Origin of the sequence: Variovorax ginsengisoli, assembly GCF_030486595.1 — a bacterium.
GTDB lineage: Bacteria > Pseudomonadota > Gammaproteobacteria > Burkholderiales > Burkholderiaceae_C > Variovorax > Variovorax ginsengisoli_B.
Genome location: NZ_JAUJZH010000007.1, coordinates 179270 through 196536, shown reverse-complemented (window position 1 = coordinate 196536; position 17267 = coordinate 179270). Strand labels below are relative to the sequence as shown.

Below are 17267 nucleotides of genomic sequence, written 5' to 3'. Positions count from 1 at the left end.
TCTTTCGTGGATTCGAATCAAGCGAGCCGCCCGCGGCGCGCGTGGAGAATTGCGCCATGAGCTTTGAAGTGGACATCGGCTACAGCAGCCAGCGCGGGCCGCGCGACGTCAACGAGGACTTCGCCGGCACCGTGCACGCGCCGCCGGGCGAGGAGGCGCGCGGGCTGATCGCCGCCATCGCCGACGGCGTGTCCACCGGCGGCCATGGCCTGGAGGCGGCACAGACCACCGTGATGGGTCTGCTGGCCGACTACTTTGCGACGCCCGACACCTGGGAGCCGACCGCGGCCCTGGACCGGCTGATCGGCGCCCAGAACGCCTGGCTGGCCGACCACAACCGGCGCCGGCAGGGCGGCGGCACCGCGCTCACCACCTTGACCGCGCTGGTATTGCACGGCCAGAGCTACACGCTGGCGCACGTGGGCGACACCCGCGCCTGGCAGGTGCGCGACGCCGGCGAGCCGGCCCTTCCGCTGACCCAGGACCACGCCTTCGAGCATCCGGACCTGCGCAGCCGCCTGACCCGGGCGATCGGCCTCGACGACCAGGTGCGGGTCGACTACGCGCAGGGCGAGGTCCGTGTCGGCGATTGCTTCGTACTGACCTCCGATGGCGTGCATGGCGCACTCAAGGCGCAGCAGCTGGCGCGCTTCGCGCTGCAGGGCACGGCGCTGCAGGGCAGCGAGGCGCTGGTGCGGGCGGCGCTCGCGGCCGGTTCGCGCGACAACGCCACCGCGCTGGTGATCCGCGTGACCGGCCTCGACGCGCGCCAGCTCGACGACGAGCTCGGCGACGTCCGTCGGCTGGCGCCGCCGCCGGCGCTGAAGGTCGGCGACATGCTCGACGGCTACGCCATCACGGCGCGGGTGGCCGACACGGGCGTGCACCTGCTCTACCAGGCGCGCCATCCGGTCACGCGGGAACTGGTTGCGATCAAGACGCTGCATCCCTCGCGCGCCGGCGATCCCGAGGAGCGCGCCATGCTGGCGCACGAGGCCTGGCTGGGCCTGCGCGTCAGCGCCCGCGCGGACAGCGGCTTCGTCCGCGTGCATGAACGCGCCGAGGACGCCAGCGCGCTCTACGTCGTGTTCGACTGGCATGGCGGCCGCACGCTCGAACAGCTGCAGAAGACCGGCCCGCGGGGCGCCACGGCCGAGGTGATCGGCGCGGCCATCGCGATCGCCAAGGCGCTGGGCCGGCTGCACCGTCAGGGGGTGGTGCACCGCGACATCAAGCCCGCCAACTTGCACCTGGGCGAGGACGGCCGCTGGCGCATCCTCGACCTGGGCGTCGCGCTGTCCGGGCGCGAGGGCGAGGCCCAGCGCGAGCTGCACGCCGGCACGCCGAGCTACATCAACCCCGAGCAGTGGCAGGGTGCCGACGCCGATGCCGGCAGCGACCTGTTCGCGCTCGGCGTCACGCTCTACCAGTGGCTGGCGGGACGCCTTCCCTATGGCGAGATCGAGCCCTACCAGCTGGCGCGCTACCGGCGCGACCCGGCCGCGCTCTCGCGCATCCGGCCCGACGTTCCCGTCTGGCTCGACCACCTGGTGTGCAAGGCGGTGGCGCGCGATCCGCGCCAGCGCTTCGAGACCGCCGAGGAGCTGGTGCTGGCGCTGGAGCGCGGGGCGTCGCGTCCCGTCGGTCCGCCCGGCCACACCCCGCTGATCCGCCGCGATCCGGCCGCGCTGGTCAAGATCGCGCTGGCGGTGTCGCTGCTGCTCAACGCACTGCTCGTGCTGTGGCTGCTCTTCTTGCCGCGCTGACATGATGGGTGGCCTCTTCAGCGCTGGCGCGCCGTCTTGCGCGGGGCGGCGTACTTGACCGCCGAGGGAGTGGCCGCGACCCGCGCACGACCGCCTTTCTCGGCCCAGGTGCGGGTCCAGCGGATCTGCATCACGCGCATCACGCCGAGCATCACCAGCGAAAGCAGTGCGAAGAAGACGAAGCCCCAGGTGTAGCTGCCGAGGTATTGCTTGGACAGGCCCATCGCATTGGGCACCAGGCCGCCGCCGAGGGCGCCGATCTCGCCGATCATCGAGCCGGCCACCGCAGTGCTGGCCGGCCAGCGCAGCGGCACCAGCTGGAACAGGGCGCCGTTGCCCGCGCCCAGCGCCGCGAAGCAGACGATCAGCAGCAGCGTGGTGAGCACCAGCGAGGACGACGAGATGCCCACCAGCACCAGGCCGCCGGCCACCACCGTCAGCACCAGGGTCAGCGTGTTGACACCGCCCCAGCGGTCGGAGATCCAGCCGCCGACGACGCGCACTGCGGCACCCATGAAGGCGGCCAGCATGGTGAGCTGCCCCGCCTGCACCTTGCTGACGCCGAACTGGTCGTAGTAGTAGGACGGCAGGAAGGTCGTCAGGCCGATGAAACCGCCGAAGGTCACGCCGTAGATCAGGCTGAAGACCCAGCCGTCCTTCTCGAACAGGCAGGCGATGTGCTCGCGGAAACTGGCATGGCTGTCGATGTCCGGCGGCTCCTTGGCGAACACGACCATCACGACCATCGGCAGCAGGATCGCGCCGGCGGCGACGCCGTACACCGCCTGCCAGCCCAGCCATTGCGCCAGCGGCGGCGCCACCAGCACCGACACCGCGGTGCCGACATTGCCGGCGCCGACCAGGCCCATCGCGAGGCCCTTGTGTTGGGGCGGGAACCAGCCCGAGCCCAGCGACAGCGCGACGCCGAAGCTGGCGCCCGCGATGCCCAGCAGCACGCCCATCGCGAGCAGGTCGTTGAAGCTCTTCACGAAGAAGAAGCCGAACAGCATCGCCACCGCGATCAGGCCCATCTCGACCAGCGTCGCGTTCTTGCGGCCGATGTACTGCGACAGGATGCCGAGCGGAAAGCGCATCAGCGCGCCGGCGATGATCGGCACCGACAGCATCAGCCCCTTCTGCGCCGGCGAGAGATCGAAGGTCTCGCCGATGAAGGGCGCCATGGCGCCGTTCAGCACCCAGATGCAGCACGAGAAAGAGAAATAGAGAAAGGCCGCGAACAGCGTCGGGCCGTGGCCTGTTTTCAGAAACGTCTTGAAGCTGGTCATGGCAGTCCATGCGAAATGCCGCGGCCCGGCCGGGAGCGGGCCGTGTCGTCGGGCGGGGTTGGGAAGGTGTGGCAGCGGCGGCAGCCGGCAACCTGAAGGGTGTGTCCGGCCTTGTCGCTGCCGGACGGCGGGCAGGAACCTGCCGCTTCACCAAAGCGGTGCTTCGTTACACCGCACCCTGACTTACGCAAAAGACGTGCCAGTAACTTGAGCGTTGGCTGGCCTATGCTGTGCATCTGTTTCCGATTGCGACCGTGACCCGATTTCTCGTTGTTCCTCCTCCCGAAAGCGCTTCCCATGCGCTGCCCGCGGCCCTCGACTTGGCGCTGGCCCACGGTTTCGTCGCGGTCGCCTGCGGCGATCTGGTGCGCCAGATCGAGGCGTCGGCACCACGACAGGTCCTGATCTGGCTGCCAGGCTTGGTGCCTGAACCGTTGCTCGATGCGCTGCGGGCCTGGTCGGGCCTGCCGCCCTGCGCCATTGGACTCGTCAGCGCGCCGCTCGACGATGCGGCCCATGCGCAGCTGGTGGCGCTCGGCGTGCACGCCTGGGCGCCGGCCGATCGCATCGACGCACCGGCCCTGGCAGCGCTGAACGCGCGTGCCGATGCCCGCTGGCAGCGCGAGGTCGCGCTGCGCAGCGAACTCGAGGCGCTGCGCACCCGCCTCGATGAGCGCAAGTGGGTCGACCGGGCCAAGGGCCTGCTGATGTCGGCCCGCGGCATCGGCGAGGACGAGGCCTTCGGCCTGCTGCGCGGCGCCGCCATGCATGCCAACCTGCGGCTGGGCGAAGTCTCGCGCTCGGTGCTCGAGGCCGCGCAGTGGGCCGATGCGATCAACCGCGCCGGCCAGCTGCGCATGCTGTCGCAGCGGCTGGTGCGGGTTGCGGCACAAGCCCTGGCCGGCATCGACGTGCGGCGCGCCCGGGTGCTGCGCACGCAGTCCACCGAGCGGGTGAAGCACAACCTGGATCATCTCGCCGCCCTGGCGCTCGGCGCGCCCGCCACCGCGGCGCTGGACCGGGTGCGCGGCGCCTGGCAGGAACTGGAAACGGCCCTCGCGGCGCGGCCGGCGGCGACGGCGCTCGATGCGATCGATGCCCGGGCCGAGGCCCTGCTGCGGGCCGCCGAGGCGCTGACCGAGGCGCTCGAAGCCTCCGGCGCGCGGCGGGCGCTGCGGATCGTCAACCTCTGCGGCCGGCAGCGCATGCGGGCCCAGCGGCTCGCCAAGGAGGCACTGCTGGCGGCGCCGTCGCAGGACCGGATGGCGACGACGATGGACGAGTTCGAGGCCGCGCTGCGGGAGCTCGAAGCCGCGCCGCTGAGCTCGCCCGAGATCCGTGCCGCGCTGGCGGTCGCGCGCGACGAATGGCTGCACCTGCTGGGTGGCGTGCGGGCCCTCGACAGCGCCGAGGGCCGGGCGTCGCTGGTGCGCGCCAGCGACGCGCTGGTCGACACCTTCGAGCAGCTCACCGCCGCATACGAGCACAGCCTGCAGGTCATCATGTCCTGAGTCCCGGTGCCGGGTGTTTGATTCAGGCGGCGACTTTTTCCACGTGCGCCTGGCGCGTGTACAGGAAGTCGATCACGGCCTTGCGCGCATGCACGTAGACCGGATCCTCGGCCAGCGCCACGCGGTTGCGCGGCCGCTGAATGTCGACCGCCAGCACTTCGCCGATGGTGGCGGCCGGACCGTTGGTCAGCATCACGATGCGGTCCGACAGCAGCACGGCCTCGTCGACATCGTGCGTCACCATCACGACGGTGCTGCGGGTCTTCTGCACGATCGCCAGCAGCTCGTCCTGCAGCTTGGCGCGGGTCAGCGCATCGAGGGCGCCGAAGGGCTCGTCCATCAGCAGCACCTTGGGTTCCATCGACAGCGCGCGCGCGATGCCCACGCGCTGCTTCATGCCGCCCGAGATCTCGCCGGGCCGCTTCTGCGCCGCCGGCGTGAGGCCCACCAGCGCCAGCGCCGCCTCGGTGCGGGCCTTGAGCTGCGCCTTGTTCTCGGTCGCCGCGAACACCCGCTCGACCGCCAGGTAGACGTTCTCGTAGCAGGTCAGCCAGGGCAGCAGCGAGTGGTTCTGGAACACCACCGCACGCTCCGGCCCCGGGCCCTTGATCTCGCGGTTGGCGCACAGCAGCACGCCCTGCGTCGGCGCGGTCAGGCCGGCGATCAGGTTCAGCAGCGTCGACTTGCCGCAGCCCGAGTGGCCGATCAGCGTGATGAACTCGCCCTTGGCGACGTTCAGGTGGATGTCGCGCAGCGCCAGGAAGCTGCCCTTGGCGGTCTTGAAGCGCTGCTCGACGCCTTCGATCGCGATGTACTTGGTGTCGTCGTTCATTGCTTGACCTCTTCGAACGTGAATGCGGTGGCGATCTTGACGAGCGCGAACTCGAGCACCAGACCAACGATGCCGATGACGAAGATCGCGATGATGATGTTGGCGACGTTGAGGTTGTTCCACTCGTCCCAGACCCAGAAGCCGATGCCGACGCCGCCGGTCAGCATCTCGGCCGCGACGATCACCAGCCAGGCGGTGCCGACCGCCAGCCGCACGCCGGTCAGCATGTAGGGCAGCACGGCGGGGAACAGGATCTTGGTGAAGATCTTCCATTCGCTGAGGTTCAGCACGCGGGCGACGTTCATGTAGTCGCTCGGCACGCGCTGCACGCCGACCGCGGTGTTGATGATCATCGGCCAGATCGAGCAGATGAAGATGGTCCAGATGGCGGCCGGGTTGGCGCCCTTGAACACCAACAGGCCGATCGGCAGCCAGGCCAGCGGCGACACCGGCCGCAGCAGGCTGATCAGCGGATTGAACATGCGAGAGAGAAACTCGAAGCGCCCGATCGCGAAGCCGGCCGGGATGCCGACCGCGGCCGCCAGGCCGAAGCCCAGCGCCACCCGCTGCAGCGACGAGAGCACGTTCCAGCCCACGCCCTGGTCGTTCGGGCCCTTGCTGTAGAACGGATCGCTGAACACGGTCAGCGCCTGCTGCCAGGTGGCGAGCGGCGAGGGGAAGCCGGTGGTGCTCTTCAGCGCTACCAGTTCCCAGACCAGAACCAGCAGCGCGAAGCCGAGCACCGGCGGCAGCACGCGCAGCCAGACGGCGCGGAAATCGCGCGGCACGCGCGGCATCGGTACGAGCGCGACCGGCGCAGCCGTGGCGACCGGGCGGGCGACGGCTTTCGCCGCCGGCGGCAAGGCCGCGTGGGCCTCGAGGGGGGAATGGAAGACGGCACTGACCATGGTGGGCTCCTCAGGCATGGACCTTGAACGAATCGGCGTACTGCTTCGGGTTCTTGCCGTCCCAGACGACGCCGTCGAACAGCTTGCTGCTGCGCATCGTTTCCTTCGGCACCGGCGTCTTGGCGGCGGCGGCGGCCTGTTTGTAGATGTCGATCTGGTTGATCTGGGTCGCCACCTGCAGGTAGTCCGGATGCTCCTTCAGCAGGCCCCAGCGCTTGTGCTGGGTCAGGAACCACATGCCGTCCGACAGGTACGGATAGGAGACCGCGCCGTCGGCGTAGAACTTCATGTAGTTGGGGTCGTCCCAGTTCTTGCCGAGGCCGTTGGTGTAGCGCCCCAGGATGCGCTGGTTGATCGCGTCCACGCTGGTGTTGACGTAGCTCTTGTCGGCGATGGTCTCGGCCATCTTGTTCTTGTTCTGCAGGCCGGCGTCGATCCACTTGCCGGCCTCGAGGATCGCGGCGGTCACGGCGCGCGCGGTGTTCGGGTACTTCTTCACGAAGTCGCCGGTGGTGCCGAGCACCTTCTCGGGGTGGTCCTTCCAGATGTCCTGGCTGGTGATCGCCGTGATGCCGATGCCGTCCATGATCGCGCGCTGGCCCCAGGGCTCACCGACGCAAAAACCGTCCATGTTGCCCACGCGCATGTTGGCCACCATCTGCGGCGGCGGCACGGTGATGACCTTGGCGTCCTTCAGCGGGTTGATGCCGTTGGCCGCCATCCAGTAGTACAGCCACATCGCGTGGGTGCCGGTGGGGAAGGTCTGGGCGAAGGTGTATTCGGCTTTTTCCTTGCCCATCACCTTGGCCAGCGATGCGCCGTCGACCGCCCCCTTGTCGGCCAGCTTCTTCGACAGCGTGATGGCTTGCCCGTTGTTGTTGAGAGTCATGAGCACCGCCATGTCCTTCTTCGGGCCGCCGATGCCCAGGTGCACGCCGTAGACCAGGCCGTACAGCACGTGGGCGAAATCCAGTTCGCCGTTGACCAGCTTGTCGCGCACGCCGGCCCAGCTGGCCTCCTTGCTCGGCACGATCTTGACGCCGTACTTCTTGTCGATGCCCAGCACCGAGGCCATCACGACGCTGGCGCAGTCGGTCAGCGGGATGAAGCCGATCTTGACTTCTTCCTTCTCGGGCTTGTCGGAGCCCTGGGCCCAGACGGCGGCACGCAGCGCGGGGTCGAGCCCGACCACGCCGGCGGCGGCGGCCTGCAGCACTCGGCGGCGACTCAGTGTGGGTTTCAGCGCATCGGTCATGGGTCGTACTCCGGGAAGTGAAAAAAGCGGTTCGGAAAAACGAAAAGGCGCCCTCACCACGCACGGGCCGCTCGAAAACGAGCCCCTGCGGGATAAGGACGCCTTTGTCCGGTTCGGTGGGCCGCACCCGCCGTTGGATGCCGCCTGCCTGAAGACCTTCGTCGGTCTATGGACTGGGAGACAGCAAGCGGCGTGCCAATTGCTGGTTGCTATGAAAAGAGTAGCGTTGAACACCCGTCAATGCTCGCCGTGGCGCGGATTCCGCAAGAAGCCTGCCGTCGCGAAGTGCTTGTGCAGTGCACCATTGCGGGCCGCCGATGCACTCAGGGCGCCTTGTCGACGGGCAGGTACTCGGCCATGGCAAGCACCGATTCGGCGACCTCGACCAGGCGCCGGCCCTGATTCATCGCGGTCTGGCGCAGCATCTTGTGGGCCTCTTCCTCGCGGATGCGGCGGTGCGCCATCAGCAGTCCCTTGGCGCGCTCGACCAGCTTGCGCTCGTTGAGGGCGGCGCGCACGGTGTCCAGCTCGTCGCCCATCGCCTGCAGCCGGCGCGACTGCTCCTGCACCATGTCGAGGATCGAGCGCTCGAGCTGCCGGCCGTAGGGCGCGCCGCCGGCCGGTGCATCCGGCGCTGCCGGCGCGTCGAGAAAGAAATCCGCCGTCTCCGTGCCGTTTCCACCCTGCAGGCTGGCCAGCAGGGCCTGGTGGGCCTGCAACTCGCTGCGCGCCTGGGTGGTCTTGTGCAGGCAGAGCCGGCGCAGGTCGGCCGCCAGCCGCTCCTCGACCGCCTGCATGGCGTCGATGCGGCGGGTGCAGCAGTCGAACCAGGCCTGGCTCAGCTCGCTGTCGAGCGCCACGCCGGCCGGCGCCGCGCAGGCGATGCGGCGCAGCCGCTCCAGTTCGGCCAGCTGCGCCGCCGCCTGCACCGAGCCCCAGACCTCGGCCAGGCCGGGCGCGGCGAAGTCGGCGAACAGCTCGAAGCAATGCTCCTGCGAGGCGATCAGGTGCAGCCATTGCTGCTGGCGGGCGCCGTCGTTGCGGCCCGAGGCGAAGGCCGCGGCGCCGCAGGCCCGCTCCTGGCCCGCGAACTCCTTGCCCTGCATGAAGTTGAACAGCGCGACCAGCAGGCGCGAGATCTCCGGGTCGGTCGCGCCGTCGGCGGCCTCGAACACGACCGCGATCAGGCCGGCGATCAGCTTGCCGAAGGCGGCAGTCGACTGCGCGGCATCGATCTCCAGCGCGCCGATCCGCTGGCGCAACCCGCTCAGGGCGTCCATCCCCGGCAGCACCCAGGCGATCCGGCTGAACAGCCGCGCACCGTTGCCGATGCGGCCATCGGCGGCGTCGAGCTGGTCGAAGGCCAGGCGCACGGCCTGCTCCTGCCGCAGGCATTCGGCGATCTGGGCGTCGCGCTGCGCGACGAAGCGCTGGCCGCGCGACGCCAGCAGCACGTTCGAGATGCCGCGTTCGCGCTGCAGGGCATGGACCAGCCGGCCGATCGTCGCCACCAGCTCGCTGGTGCGCGCGAGCTGCTCCAGCTCATCGATTTCGCAGCGCAGGGCGCCGACCAGGAAGCTCAATCCGGATTTCATCGGGGTGTTCTCGAGGCCCGGGGGCCGTTCCAGGGGAATGCAGCAACATCCGTGCCCCGGAACAGGGCGCCGCCTACACTCGACGGATGCATGTACTGGGAATCGAATCCTCCTGCGATGAAACCGGCGTGGCGCTGGTCGAGACCGTGGACGACGGCCTGCCGCGGCTGGCCGCGCACGCGCTGCACAGCCAGATCGCGATGCACCAGGCCTACGGCGGCGTGGTGCCCGAGCTCGCCAGCCGCGACCACATCCGCCGCGTCCTGCCGCTGACCGAAGCGGTCTTCGAAGAGGCCGGCCGGCGCCTGTCCGACGTCGACGTCGTCGCCTACACCCGCGGTCCCGGCCTGGCGGGCGCCCTGCTGGTCGGCGCCGGCGTGGCCTGCGCGCTCGGCGCGGCGCTCGACAAGCCGGTGCTCGGCGTGCACCACCTCGAAGGCCACCTGCTGTCGCCGTTCCTGAGCGCCGATCCGCCCGAATTCCCATTCGTCGCGCTGCTGGTGTCCGGCGGCCATACGCAGCTGATGCGGGTCGACGGGATCGGGCGCTACGCGCTGCTCGGCGAAACCATCGACGACGCCGCCGGCGAGGCCTTCGACAAGAGCGCCAAGCTCATGGGCCTTCCTTATCCCGGCGGCCCCTGGCTCGCCAAGCTGGCGGAGCAGGGCGATGCCGAAGCCTTCAAGCTGCCGCGTCCGCTGCTGCACAGCGGCAACCTCGACTTTTCCTTCGCCGGTCTGAAGACCGCGGTGCTGACCCAGGCCAAGAAGCTGGGCGACCAACTGGAGGCCCGCAAGCCCGACCTGGCCGCCTCGACGCAGGCCGCGATCGTCGAGGTGCTGCTCAAGAAGTCGCTGGCGGCGATCGAGCAGACCGGGCTCGACCGCTTCGTGGTCGCGGGCGGGGTGGGCGCCAACCGCGTGCTGCGCCAGCAGCTCGATGCCGCCTGCGCCAGGCGCGGCGTGCGCGTGCACTATCCGGAGCTGCACCTGTGCACCGACAACGGCGCGATGATCGCGATGGCGGCGGCGATGCGGCTGCAGGCCGGCGTCCAGGCGCCGACCGGGCACTACGCCTTCGACGTCAGGCCGCGATGGCCATTGGCGTCGCCGCCGGACGCCTGAGCTCGCTGCGCGCCATCGAAGGCAGCGGCAGCACGTCGAGCATCTTGCGCCACAGCTGCGACCATTGCGGCCAGTCGTGGCCGCCTTCGGTGGTGAAGACATGGCCGGGCGGCAGCGCGTCGGCCAGCAGCTGGTGGTTGGAGGCAAAGCGGTCGCTGAGCCCGAAGCCGAGGTACAGAGGCGGCAGCTGGGCGGCCTTCTGCGGCGAGGCGTACTGCTGCAGCCAGGGCCACAGCTTGCGGTCGACTTCCTCGTCCGGCGGCGGACCCTCGGGCGCCTTCCAGGCCCGCAGGCCGCCGGCCTTGTGGATCTCGGCGCCGATCGGCCGCCGGCCCAGGTAGGGCGCCAGGGCGACGATGCCGTCGACCGCGCCCGGCTTCGCCAGTTCGTGGATCAGGGCGCCGAAGCCGCCGATCGAGATGCCCACCAGCCAGATCGACCGGTAGCCCAGCGCGCGCTGCGGCTCCAGCACATCGTGGTGCAGCCGTTCGATGAAGGTCTGGTCGTAGTAGTAGGAGACGTCGGCGTCCACCAGCAGGGCGTCGGCCGCGAACTCGCGCTCCCGGACGGCGTTGACGAAGCCCTCGCGCTCGAACTCCTCGGGCTTCAGAAAAGCGCCAGGCAGGAAGACCAGCAGGGTATCGGCCCGGGCGTTGTTCTTGGCAAACTTCAAGTGCGTTTTCATGGCGCTTCGTCGGGCGCCCGCCACCTGCTGCCACCGCAGAACTCGACGATTCGGACGCTAATTAAGAAGAAAGCATTGAAAAATACGTCACAGAACGTGACGTATTTGGCACTTATTGTCAGCCAGAAACATGACAGGGCCAGCAACAGAAAGTTACCGGCCCGTCCATCGGAGGGTATTGCGCCCGGGTCGAACCGGGCGCATGCACCGCGAGGCTCAGTTGATCGCGAGCTGGGCGACGTTGCTCACCGGCACCCGCTTGCCCAGCTTCAGGCTCAGGACGCCGTTCTCGAGCTTGGCCTCGCTGGCGGCGACATCGATGTCCTGCGGCAGCTCGTAGGCAGCCTTGATCTGGCGCTTGGCTTCGGCCTTGCTTTCGATGCGGACCACGGCGCCTTCGATGCCGATCGTCAGGTCGTCGCGCGACAGGCCGGGCACGTCCAGCGTGAGGGTCCAGGTCTTGTCGTCCTGCTCGACGTTGAGCGAACGCTGCGCACCCGAGAAGGCCTGGTTGACGAAGCGCTCGAGGCTGCGGTCATAGGTGCGCGGAACGAAGCGGGCGGTGCGGACTGCGGGGGCGAAAAACATGATGAGACTCCTGGGCTGAGGGATGGCTTCCGGGACAAGAATGTGTGTCCCTTACACTGCGCGGCGTTCAACAAGACAAGTGCCGCATGCCATCGCATCTAGGCGCTGCAACAGGGGATTCAAGACAATGCCTTCCAACTTTATTTGGCGTCGACGCGCCTTGAAATTGGCCGCGCTGGCGCTATGCGCGCCGGCGCTCCCCACGGCCCTGGCGCAATCGGCGCCGCCGATCCGGCTGGCCCTGATCGAGAGCATGAGCGGGCCTTTCGCCAACACCGGCGAGGCGGTGTTCCGCAATCTGCTGTGGGCGGTCGAGCGGGTCAACGCCCGTGGCGGCGTCAAGCTGCCGGGCGGTGCCCGCATGCTGCAGCTCGATCGCTACGACAGCAAGGGGCAGAACGAAGAGGCGCTCTCGGCGCTGCGGGCCGCGATGGACGACGGCGCGCGCATCGTGCTGCAGGGCAACTCGTCGGCCACGGCGGCGGCGCTGATCGACGCCATCGACAAGAACAACGAGCGTGACCCGGCGCGGCGCGTGCTGTTCCTCAACTACTCGGCGGTCGATCCGGTGCTCACCAACGAGCGCTGCAGCTTCTGGCACTTTCGCTTCGACGCCCATGCCGACATGCGGGTCACGGCGCTGATGCAGGTGCTTCAGGAAGACAAGTCGCTGCAGCGCGTCTACCTGATCGGCCAGGACTACAGCTTCGGCCAGTCGGTACTGCGCGAATCGCGGCGGCAGCTCGCGGGCCTGCGGCCGGACGTCCAGATCGTCGGCGACGAACTGCATCCGATGGGCCGCGTGAAGGACTTTGCGCCCTACGCGAGCAAGATCATGGCCAGCGGCGCGCAGGGCGTCATCACCGGCAACTGGGGCAACGACCTGACGCTGCTCGTGAAGGCCGCGCGCGAGGCCGGCTTCAACGGCAGCTTCTACACCTTCTACGGCAATGCCCTGGGCGCGCCGGCGGCCATCGGCGATGCCGGCATCGGGCGCGTGGTGGCGGTGGCCGACTGGCTGCCGAACGTGCAGACGCCGCAGAGCGAGGCCTTCTACCGCGACTTCCGCACCCGCTTCCCGAAGCCTTCGGACGACTACGTCCACATGCGCATGCAACTGCTCGTCGAGGCGCTGGCGCAGGCCATCGAGCGGGCCGGCAGCGTCGACACCGTCGCCGTGGCGCGCGCCCTCGAGAAGGCCGATGTCACCCTGGCCGGCCAGCGCGGCCACATGCGCGCCGCGGACCACCAGTTCCAGCAGCCGCTGGTGGTCGGCGTCATGGACCGGCAGGGCGCCCCCGGCGTCAAGTTCGACGTCGAGGGCTCGGGCTACGGCTTCCGGGTCATCAAGTCGATTCCCGCCAGCCGCGCCGAAATGCCAACGAGCTGCAAGATGCAGCGCCCCTGAACTTGTTGCTCGCCCCCAGGTTGGGCTCACTTCGTGTAGCCCGCCCACCCCCTGCCGGGGGCAACACCAGCGGCCCGGCGAAGCCGGTTCCGCGGTGTTCCCCCAACGGCCGGCCTGGCTGCGCCGGCCTTGAAGATACTGCGTCCATCTGATTGCAAGGAAGTTGATCATGCGAGAAGCGATTCAAAACCTCGAGGCCTCCAAGATCCGCGAGGTGGCCAATGCCGGCCTCGGCCGCAGCGACGTGCTGGCCTTCTGGTTCGGAGAAAGCGACGAGGTCACGCCCGATGTGGTCCGCCAGGCCGCCATCGATTCGCTGCAGCGCGGCGAGACCTTCTATGCCCACAACCTGGGCCTGCCCGAGCTGCGGGAGGCGGTGGCCGCCTACATGAGCGGGCTGCATCCGACGATCGAGGCCTCGCGCATCGCGATCACCTCGGGCGGCGTCAGCGCGCTGATGCTGGCGGTGCAGGCGCTGGTCGATGCCGGCGACGAGGTGGTGGCGGTCACGCCGGTCTGGCCGAACCTCACGGCGCAGCCCGCGATCCTCGGCGCCCGCGTGCGCTGCGTTGCGCTGGTGCCGAGGGCAGGGCAGTGGACGCTCGACCTGGACGCGCTACGCGCGGCCGTCACGCCGGCCACCAAGCTCTTGATCGTCAACGCACCGAACAACCCGACCGGCTGGACGCTCACGCGCGCCGAGCAGCAGGCGATCCTCGACCACTGCCGCGGCACCGGCACCTGGATCCTGGCCGACGAGGTCTACGAGCGGCTCTACTACGAGCCGACGCCCAACGGCTGCGCGCCGAGCTTCCTCGACATCGCGGGCGCCGACGACCGGCTGGTGGTCGCCCACAGCTTCAGCAAGAGCTTCCTGATGACCGGCTGGCGCCTCGGCTGGCTGGTGCTGCCGCCGGCCCTGATGGACGGCATGGGCAAGCTGATCGAGTTCAACACCTCCTGTGCCAGCGTCTTCACGCAGCGTGCAGGCATCGCGGCGCTGGCGCATGGCGACGAGATCACGCCGAAGATCGTGGCCCATCTCAAGGCCTGCCGCGACACGCTGCTGCCCTTGCTGGCCGACGTGCCCGGCGTCAAGGTCGCGCCGGCGCGCGGCGGCATGTACGCCTTCTTCCAGCTCGAGGGCTTCGGCGATTCGCTCGAGGTCGCCAAGCGCCTGGTGGTCGAGGCCGGCCTCGGCCTGGCGCCGGGCAACGCCTTCGCCCCGGAAGCCCAGGGCTGGCTGCGCTGGTGCTTCGCGTCGAAGGACAAGCAGCGGCTGGTGGAGGGGGTCGACCGCCTCAAGCGCTGGCTGGCGGCGCAATAGGGCGGGTTGCGCTTTCGGTATATAATCCCAAAGCTTTGCATGTTGCAAGCGCACGGTGGGTGCAGTTCCAGCGCACACCGCAAGTCAAACATCCCGGCGGTTCGCCCCCCCGGGATCGGAACGAAGGAAACACAATGATCGCAGCCTCCATCAAGGCCGAAGTTGTCAAGGACAACGCCCGCGCCGCCAACGACACCGGCAGCCCGGAAGTGCAAGTCGCACTGCTGACCGCCCGCATCAACGAGCTCACACCTCACTTCAAGACGCACGCCAAGGACCACCACGGTCGCCGCGGCCTGCTGCGCATGGTGAGCCGCCGCCGCAAGCTGCTGGACTACCTCAAGTCCAAGGACGCCGACCGCTACACCGCGCTGATCGCCAAGCTGGGCCTGCGCAAGTAAGTCGAATCGCATGCAAAAACGCCTGGGTTAGTCCGCTAGCTCAGGCGTTTTTTACTTCGGAGCCGCAAAAACAGAGCGAAGCTGTGTCATTCCAGAGAGGTTCTCCCCGAGCTTCCCTGGAATGGCATCGTGTTCTGACAAGCGCTCCAGCCCCCGCGGGGCCCGTGGTCGTCACAGGTCGCCGCCATCCAAACAGGAGCACAACATGAGCCTCTTCAACAAAGTCACCAAGTCCTTCCAATGGGGCGGCAAGACCGTCGTTCTGGAAACCGGCGAGATCGCCCGGCAGGCCAGCGGTGCCGTGACCGTGGACATCGAGGGCACCGTGGTGCTGGCCACCGTGGTCGCCTCCAAGTCGGCCAAGCCCGGCCAGGACTTCTTCCCGCTGACCGTCGACTACATCGAGAAGACCTACGCCGCCGGCAAGATCCCCGGCAGCTTCTTCAAGCGCGAAGCCAAGCCCAGCGAACACGAAACGCTGACCAGCCGCCTGATCGACCGCCCGATCCGCCCGCTGTTCCCCGAAGGCTTCCTGAACGAAGTCCACGTGGTCATCCACACGCTGTCGCTCAACCCCGAAGTCGACGCCGACATCGCCGCCATGATCGGCGTCAGCGCCGCGCTGTCGATCTCCGGCATCCCGTTCAGCGGCCCGATCGGTGCCGCCCGCGTGGGCTACATCAACGGCCAGTACGTGCTGAACCCGGGCCAGACCGCCCGCAAGGATTCGCAGATGGACCTGGTCGTCGCCGGCACCGAAGCCGCCGTGCTGATGGTCGAGTCCGAAGCCCTGCAGCTGAGCGAAGAAATCATGCTCGGCGGCGTGGTGTTCGGCCATGAGCAAGCCAACATCGCGATCAACGCGATCCACGAACTGGTGCGCGACGCCGGCAAGCCGGTCTGGGACTGGCAGCCGCCGGCCGAAGACGAGGCCTTCGTCGCCAAGGTCAAGGGCCTGGCCGAAGAAAAGCTGCGTGCGGTCTACCAGATCCGCAGCAAGCAGGCCCGTACGCAGGCCCTGCGCGAAGCCAACGCCAGCGTGATGAACGCGCTGAAGGAAAGCGGCGAACCCTTCGATGCCGGCAAGGTCAACGACCTGCTGTTCGCGATCGAATCGAAGATCGTCCGCAGCCAGATCCTGTCGGGCGAGCCCCGCATCGACGGCCGCGACACCCGCACCGTGCGCCCGATCGAGATCCGCAACGGCGTGCTGCCGCGCACCCACGGCTCGGCACTGTTCACCCGCGGCGAGACCCAGGCGCTGGTCGTCACCACGCTCGGCACCGAACGCGACGCGCAGCGCATCGACGCGCTGATGGGCGAGTACGAAGACCGCTTCCTGTTCCACTACAACATGCCTCCCTTCGCCACCGGCGAAGTCGGCCGCATGGGTTCGACCAAGCGCCGCGAAGTCGGCCACGGCCGCCTCGCCAAGCGCGCGCTGGTCGCGGTGCTGCCGAACAAGGAAGAGTTCCCGTACACGATCCGCGTCGTCTCGGAAATCACCGAATCGAACGGCTCCTCGTCGATGGCTTCGGTCTGCGGCGGCTGCCTGTCGATGATGGACGCCGGCGTGCCGATGAAGGCCCACGTGGCCGGCATCGCCATGGGCCTGATCAAGGAAGACAACCGCTTCGCCGTGCTGACCGACATCCTGGGCGACGAGGATCACCTGGGCGACATGGACTTCAAGGTGGCCGGCACGACCAACGGCATCACCGCGCTGCAGATGGACATCAAGATCCAGGGCATCACCAAGGAAATCATGCAGGTCGCCCTGGCCCAGGCCAAGGAAGCGCGCATGCACATCCTCGGCAAGATGCAAGAGGCGATGGGCGAAGCCAAGGCCGAGGTGTCGACCTTCGCGCCGCGCCTGACCACGCTCAAGATCAACCCCGAGAAGATCCGCGACGTGATCGGCAAGGGCGGCTCGGTGATCCGTGGCCTGCAGGAAGAAACCGGCACCACGATCAACATCGACGAAGACGGCACCATCACGATCGCCTCGACCGACCCGGAAAAGGCCGAAGCCGCCAAGAAGCGCATCGAGCAGATCACCGCCGAAGTCGAAATCGGCAAGGTCTACGAAGGCCCGGTCACCAAGATCCTGGACTTCGGCGCGCTGATCAACCTGCTGCCCGGCAAGGACGGCCTGCTGCACATCAGCCAGATCGCGCACGAGCGCGTCGAGAAGGTCACCGACTACCTGAGCGAAGGCCAGATCGTCAAGGTCAAGGTGCTCGAGACTGACGAGAAGGGCCGCGTCAAGCTGTCCATGAAGGCGCTGACCGAGCGTCCGGCTGGCATGGAATTCAGCGAGCGCCCGCCGCGTGAAGACCGCGGCGACCGTGGCGACCGTGGTGGCGAGCGCCGCGAGCGTTCGGACCGTGGCGACCGCGGCGGCGATCGTCCGCCGCGCGCCGAGCGCGCACCGCGCTTCGAGAACAACGAGCGCGGCGGCGAGCAAGCCGTGGAGCAGGTGGCCGAGCAGCAGCCGGTTCAGGAATCGAACCGCGGCGACGGCCAGGCCTGATGGAGCCGCGATGGCGGCGACGCCATCGCGCTGGACCGCGTGCCGCCC

At 68.6% G+C, this 17267-nt stretch carries 14 protein-coding genes; 7 read left to right on the top strand and 7 right to left on the bottom strand.

The genetic code is table 11. The features are described from left to right. Positions 1-56 precede the first annotated feature (56 nt). Positions 57-1766 carry a bifunctional protein-serine/threonine kinase/phosphatase gene (locus QZH52_RS12240; protein WP_301808756.1) on the top strand — a complete coding sequence of 570 codons (1710 nt, stop codon included), beginning with the start codon at positions 57-59 and terminating at the stop codon, positions 1764-1766. A 17-nt stretch (positions 1767-1783) separates the two neighbouring features. Here QZH52_RS12240 and QZH52_RS12235 read toward each other — a convergent pair whose 3' ends face one another. Continuing rightward, positions 1784-3052 carry an MFS transporter gene (locus QZH52_RS12235; protein WP_301808754.1) on the bottom strand — a complete coding sequence of 423 codons (1269 nt, stop codon included), beginning with the start codon at positions 3050-3052 and terminating at the stop codon, positions 1784-1786. Between the two features lie 254 nt (positions 3053-3306). Between QZH52_RS12235 and QZH52_RS12230 the strand changes: the two genes are divergently transcribed. Further along, positions 3307-4563 carry an ANTAR domain-containing protein gene (locus QZH52_RS12230; RefSeq protein ID WP_301808752.1) on the top strand — a complete coding sequence of 419 codons (1257 nt, stop codon included), beginning with the start codon at positions 3307-3309 and terminating at the stop codon, positions 4561-4563. Positions 4564-4585: 22 nt separating this feature from the next. Here the strand turns inward: QZH52_RS12230 and QZH52_RS12225 are convergent, their stop codons facing one another. The 4 genes from QZH52_RS12225 to QZH52_RS12210 form a co-directional block, all read right to left on the bottom strand. Then, positions 4586-5395, bottom strand: a complete 810-nt coding sequence (locus QZH52_RS12225) for an ABC transporter ATP-binding protein (protein ID WP_301808749.1) — start codon at positions 5393-5395, stop codon at positions 4586-4588. Beyond that, complete coding sequence (gene ntrB, locus QZH52_RS12220) at positions 5392-6303, bottom strand: nitrate ABC transporter permease (protein WP_301808747.1); 912 nt, start codon at positions 6301-6303, stop codon at positions 5392-5394. Before ntrB ends, QZH52_RS12225 begins: the two co-directional genes overlap by 4 nt. Before the next feature lie 10 nt (positions 6304-6313). Continuing rightward, a complete protein-coding gene (locus tag QZH52_RS12215) occupies positions 6314-7558 on the bottom strand; it encodes a CmpA/NrtA family ABC transporter substrate-binding protein (RefSeq protein ID WP_301808745.1) in 1245 nt (414 codons plus the stop codon). Positions 7559-7881: 323 nt separating this feature from the next. Then, positions 7882-9153, bottom strand: a complete 1272-nt coding sequence (locus QZH52_RS12210) for a nitrate regulatory protein (protein ID WP_301808744.1) — start codon at positions 9151-9153, stop codon at positions 7882-7884. A gap of 86 nt (positions 9154-9239) precedes the next feature. On the opposite strand from QZH52_RS12210, the gene tsaD reads away from it, so the two are divergent. Continuing rightward, a complete protein-coding gene (gene tsaD, locus QZH52_RS12205; RefSeq protein ID WP_301808740.1) occupies positions 9240-10277 on the top strand; it encodes a tRNA (adenosine(37)-N6)-threonylcarbamoyltransferase complex transferase subunit TsaD in 1038 nt (345 codons plus the stop codon). On the opposite strand, the gene QZH52_RS12200 is transcribed toward tsaD, so the two are convergent. Both QZH52_RS12200 and QZH52_RS12195 read right to left on the bottom strand, forming a co-directional pair. Continuing rightward, complete coding sequence (locus QZH52_RS12200; protein ID WP_301808739.1) at positions 10237-10962, bottom strand: alpha/beta hydrolase-fold protein; 726 nt, start codon at positions 10960-10962, stop codon at positions 10237-10239. The two genes, tsaD and QZH52_RS12200, sit on opposite strands and share 41 nt — an antisense overlap. A gap of 216 nt (positions 10963-11178) precedes the next feature. Then, a complete protein-coding gene (locus tag QZH52_RS12195) occupies positions 11179-11550 on the bottom strand; it encodes an Hsp20/alpha crystallin family protein (RefSeq protein WP_301808738.1) in 372 nt (123 codons plus the stop codon). 127 nt (positions 11551-11677) lie between these two features. Here QZH52_RS12195 and QZH52_RS12190 point away from each other — a divergent pair, with 127 nt between their 5' ends. The 4 genes from QZH52_RS12190 to pnp all read left to right on the top strand — a co-directional run bounded on the left by QZH52_RS12190 (position 11678) and on the right by pnp (position 17219). Beyond that, entirely contained in the window at positions 11678-12958 is a 1281-nt protein-coding gene (locus tag QZH52_RS12190) for a branched-chain amino acid ABC transporter substrate-binding protein (RefSeq protein WP_301808736.1), read from the top strand. A 169-nt stretch (positions 12959-13127) separates the two neighbouring features. Next, a complete protein-coding gene (locus QZH52_RS12185) occupies positions 13128-14285 on the top strand; it encodes a pyridoxal phosphate-dependent aminotransferase (RefSeq protein ID WP_301808735.1) in 1158 nt (385 codons plus the stop codon). A gap of 134 nt (positions 14286-14419) precedes the next feature. Then, entirely contained in the window at positions 14420-14686 is a 267-nt protein-coding gene (gene rpsO, locus QZH52_RS12180; RefSeq protein ID WP_007837783.1) for a 30S ribosomal protein S15, read from the top strand. A 205-nt stretch (positions 14687-14891) separates the two neighbouring features. Then, on the top strand, positions 14892-17219 hold the full coding sequence (pnp, locus tag QZH52_RS12175) for a polyribonucleotide nucleotidyltransferase (RefSeq protein WP_286532229.1): 2328 nt from the start codon (positions 14892-14894) through the stop codon (positions 17217-17219). Positions 17220-17267: the final 48 nt, after the last annotated feature.

Bases quoted from the DNA above. Each gene is read 5' to 3' on its own strand.
- QZH52_RS12240 (WP_301808756.1), top strand. From the start codon at position 57: ATGAGCTTTGAAGTGGACATCGGCTACAGCAGCCAGCGCGGGCCGCGC.
- QZH52_RS12235 (WP_301808754.1), bottom strand. From the start codon at position 3,052: ATGACCAGCTTCAAGACGTTTCTGAAAACAGGCCACGGCCCGACGCTG.
- QZH52_RS12225 (WP_301808749.1), bottom strand. From the start codon at position 5,395: ATGAACGACGACACCAAGTACATCGCGATCGAAGGCGTCGAGCAGCGC.
- ntrB (WP_301808747.1), bottom strand. From the start codon at position 6,303: ATGGTCAGTGCCGTCTTCCATTCCCCCCTCGAGGCCCACGCGGCCTTG.
- QZH52_RS12215 (WP_301808745.1), bottom strand. From the start codon at position 7,558: ATGACCGATGCGCTGAAACCCACACTGAGTCGCCGCCGAGTGCTGCAG.
- QZH52_RS12210 (WP_301808744.1), bottom strand. From the start codon at position 9,153: ATGAAATCCGGATTGAGCTTCCTGGTCGGCGCCCTGCGCTGCGAAATC.
- tsaD (WP_301808740.1), top strand. From the start codon at position 9,240: ATGCATGTACTGGGAATCGAATCCTCCTGCGATGAAACCGGCGTGGCG.
- QZH52_RS12200 (WP_301808739.1), bottom strand. From the start codon at position 10,962: ATGAAAACGCACTTGAAGTTTGCCAAGAACAACGCCCGGGCCGATACC.
- QZH52_RS12195 (WP_301808738.1), bottom strand. From the start codon at position 11,550: ATGTTTTTCGCCCCCGCAGTCCGCACCGCCCGCTTCGTTCCGCGCACC.
- QZH52_RS12190 (WP_301808736.1), top strand. From the start codon at position 11,678: ATGCCTTCCAACTTTATTTGGCGTCGACGCGCCTTGAAATTGGCCGCG.
- QZH52_RS12185 (WP_301808735.1), top strand. From the start codon at position 13,128: ATGCGAGAAGCGATTCAAAACCTCGAGGCCTCCAAGATCCGCGAGGTG.
- rpsO (WP_007837783.1), top strand. From the start codon at position 14,420: ATGATCGCAGCCTCCATCAAGGCCGAAGTTGTCAAGGACAACGCCCGC.
- pnp (WP_286532229.1), top strand. From the start codon at position 14,892: ATGAGCCTCTTCAACAAAGTCACCAAGTCCTTCCAATGGGGCGGCAAG.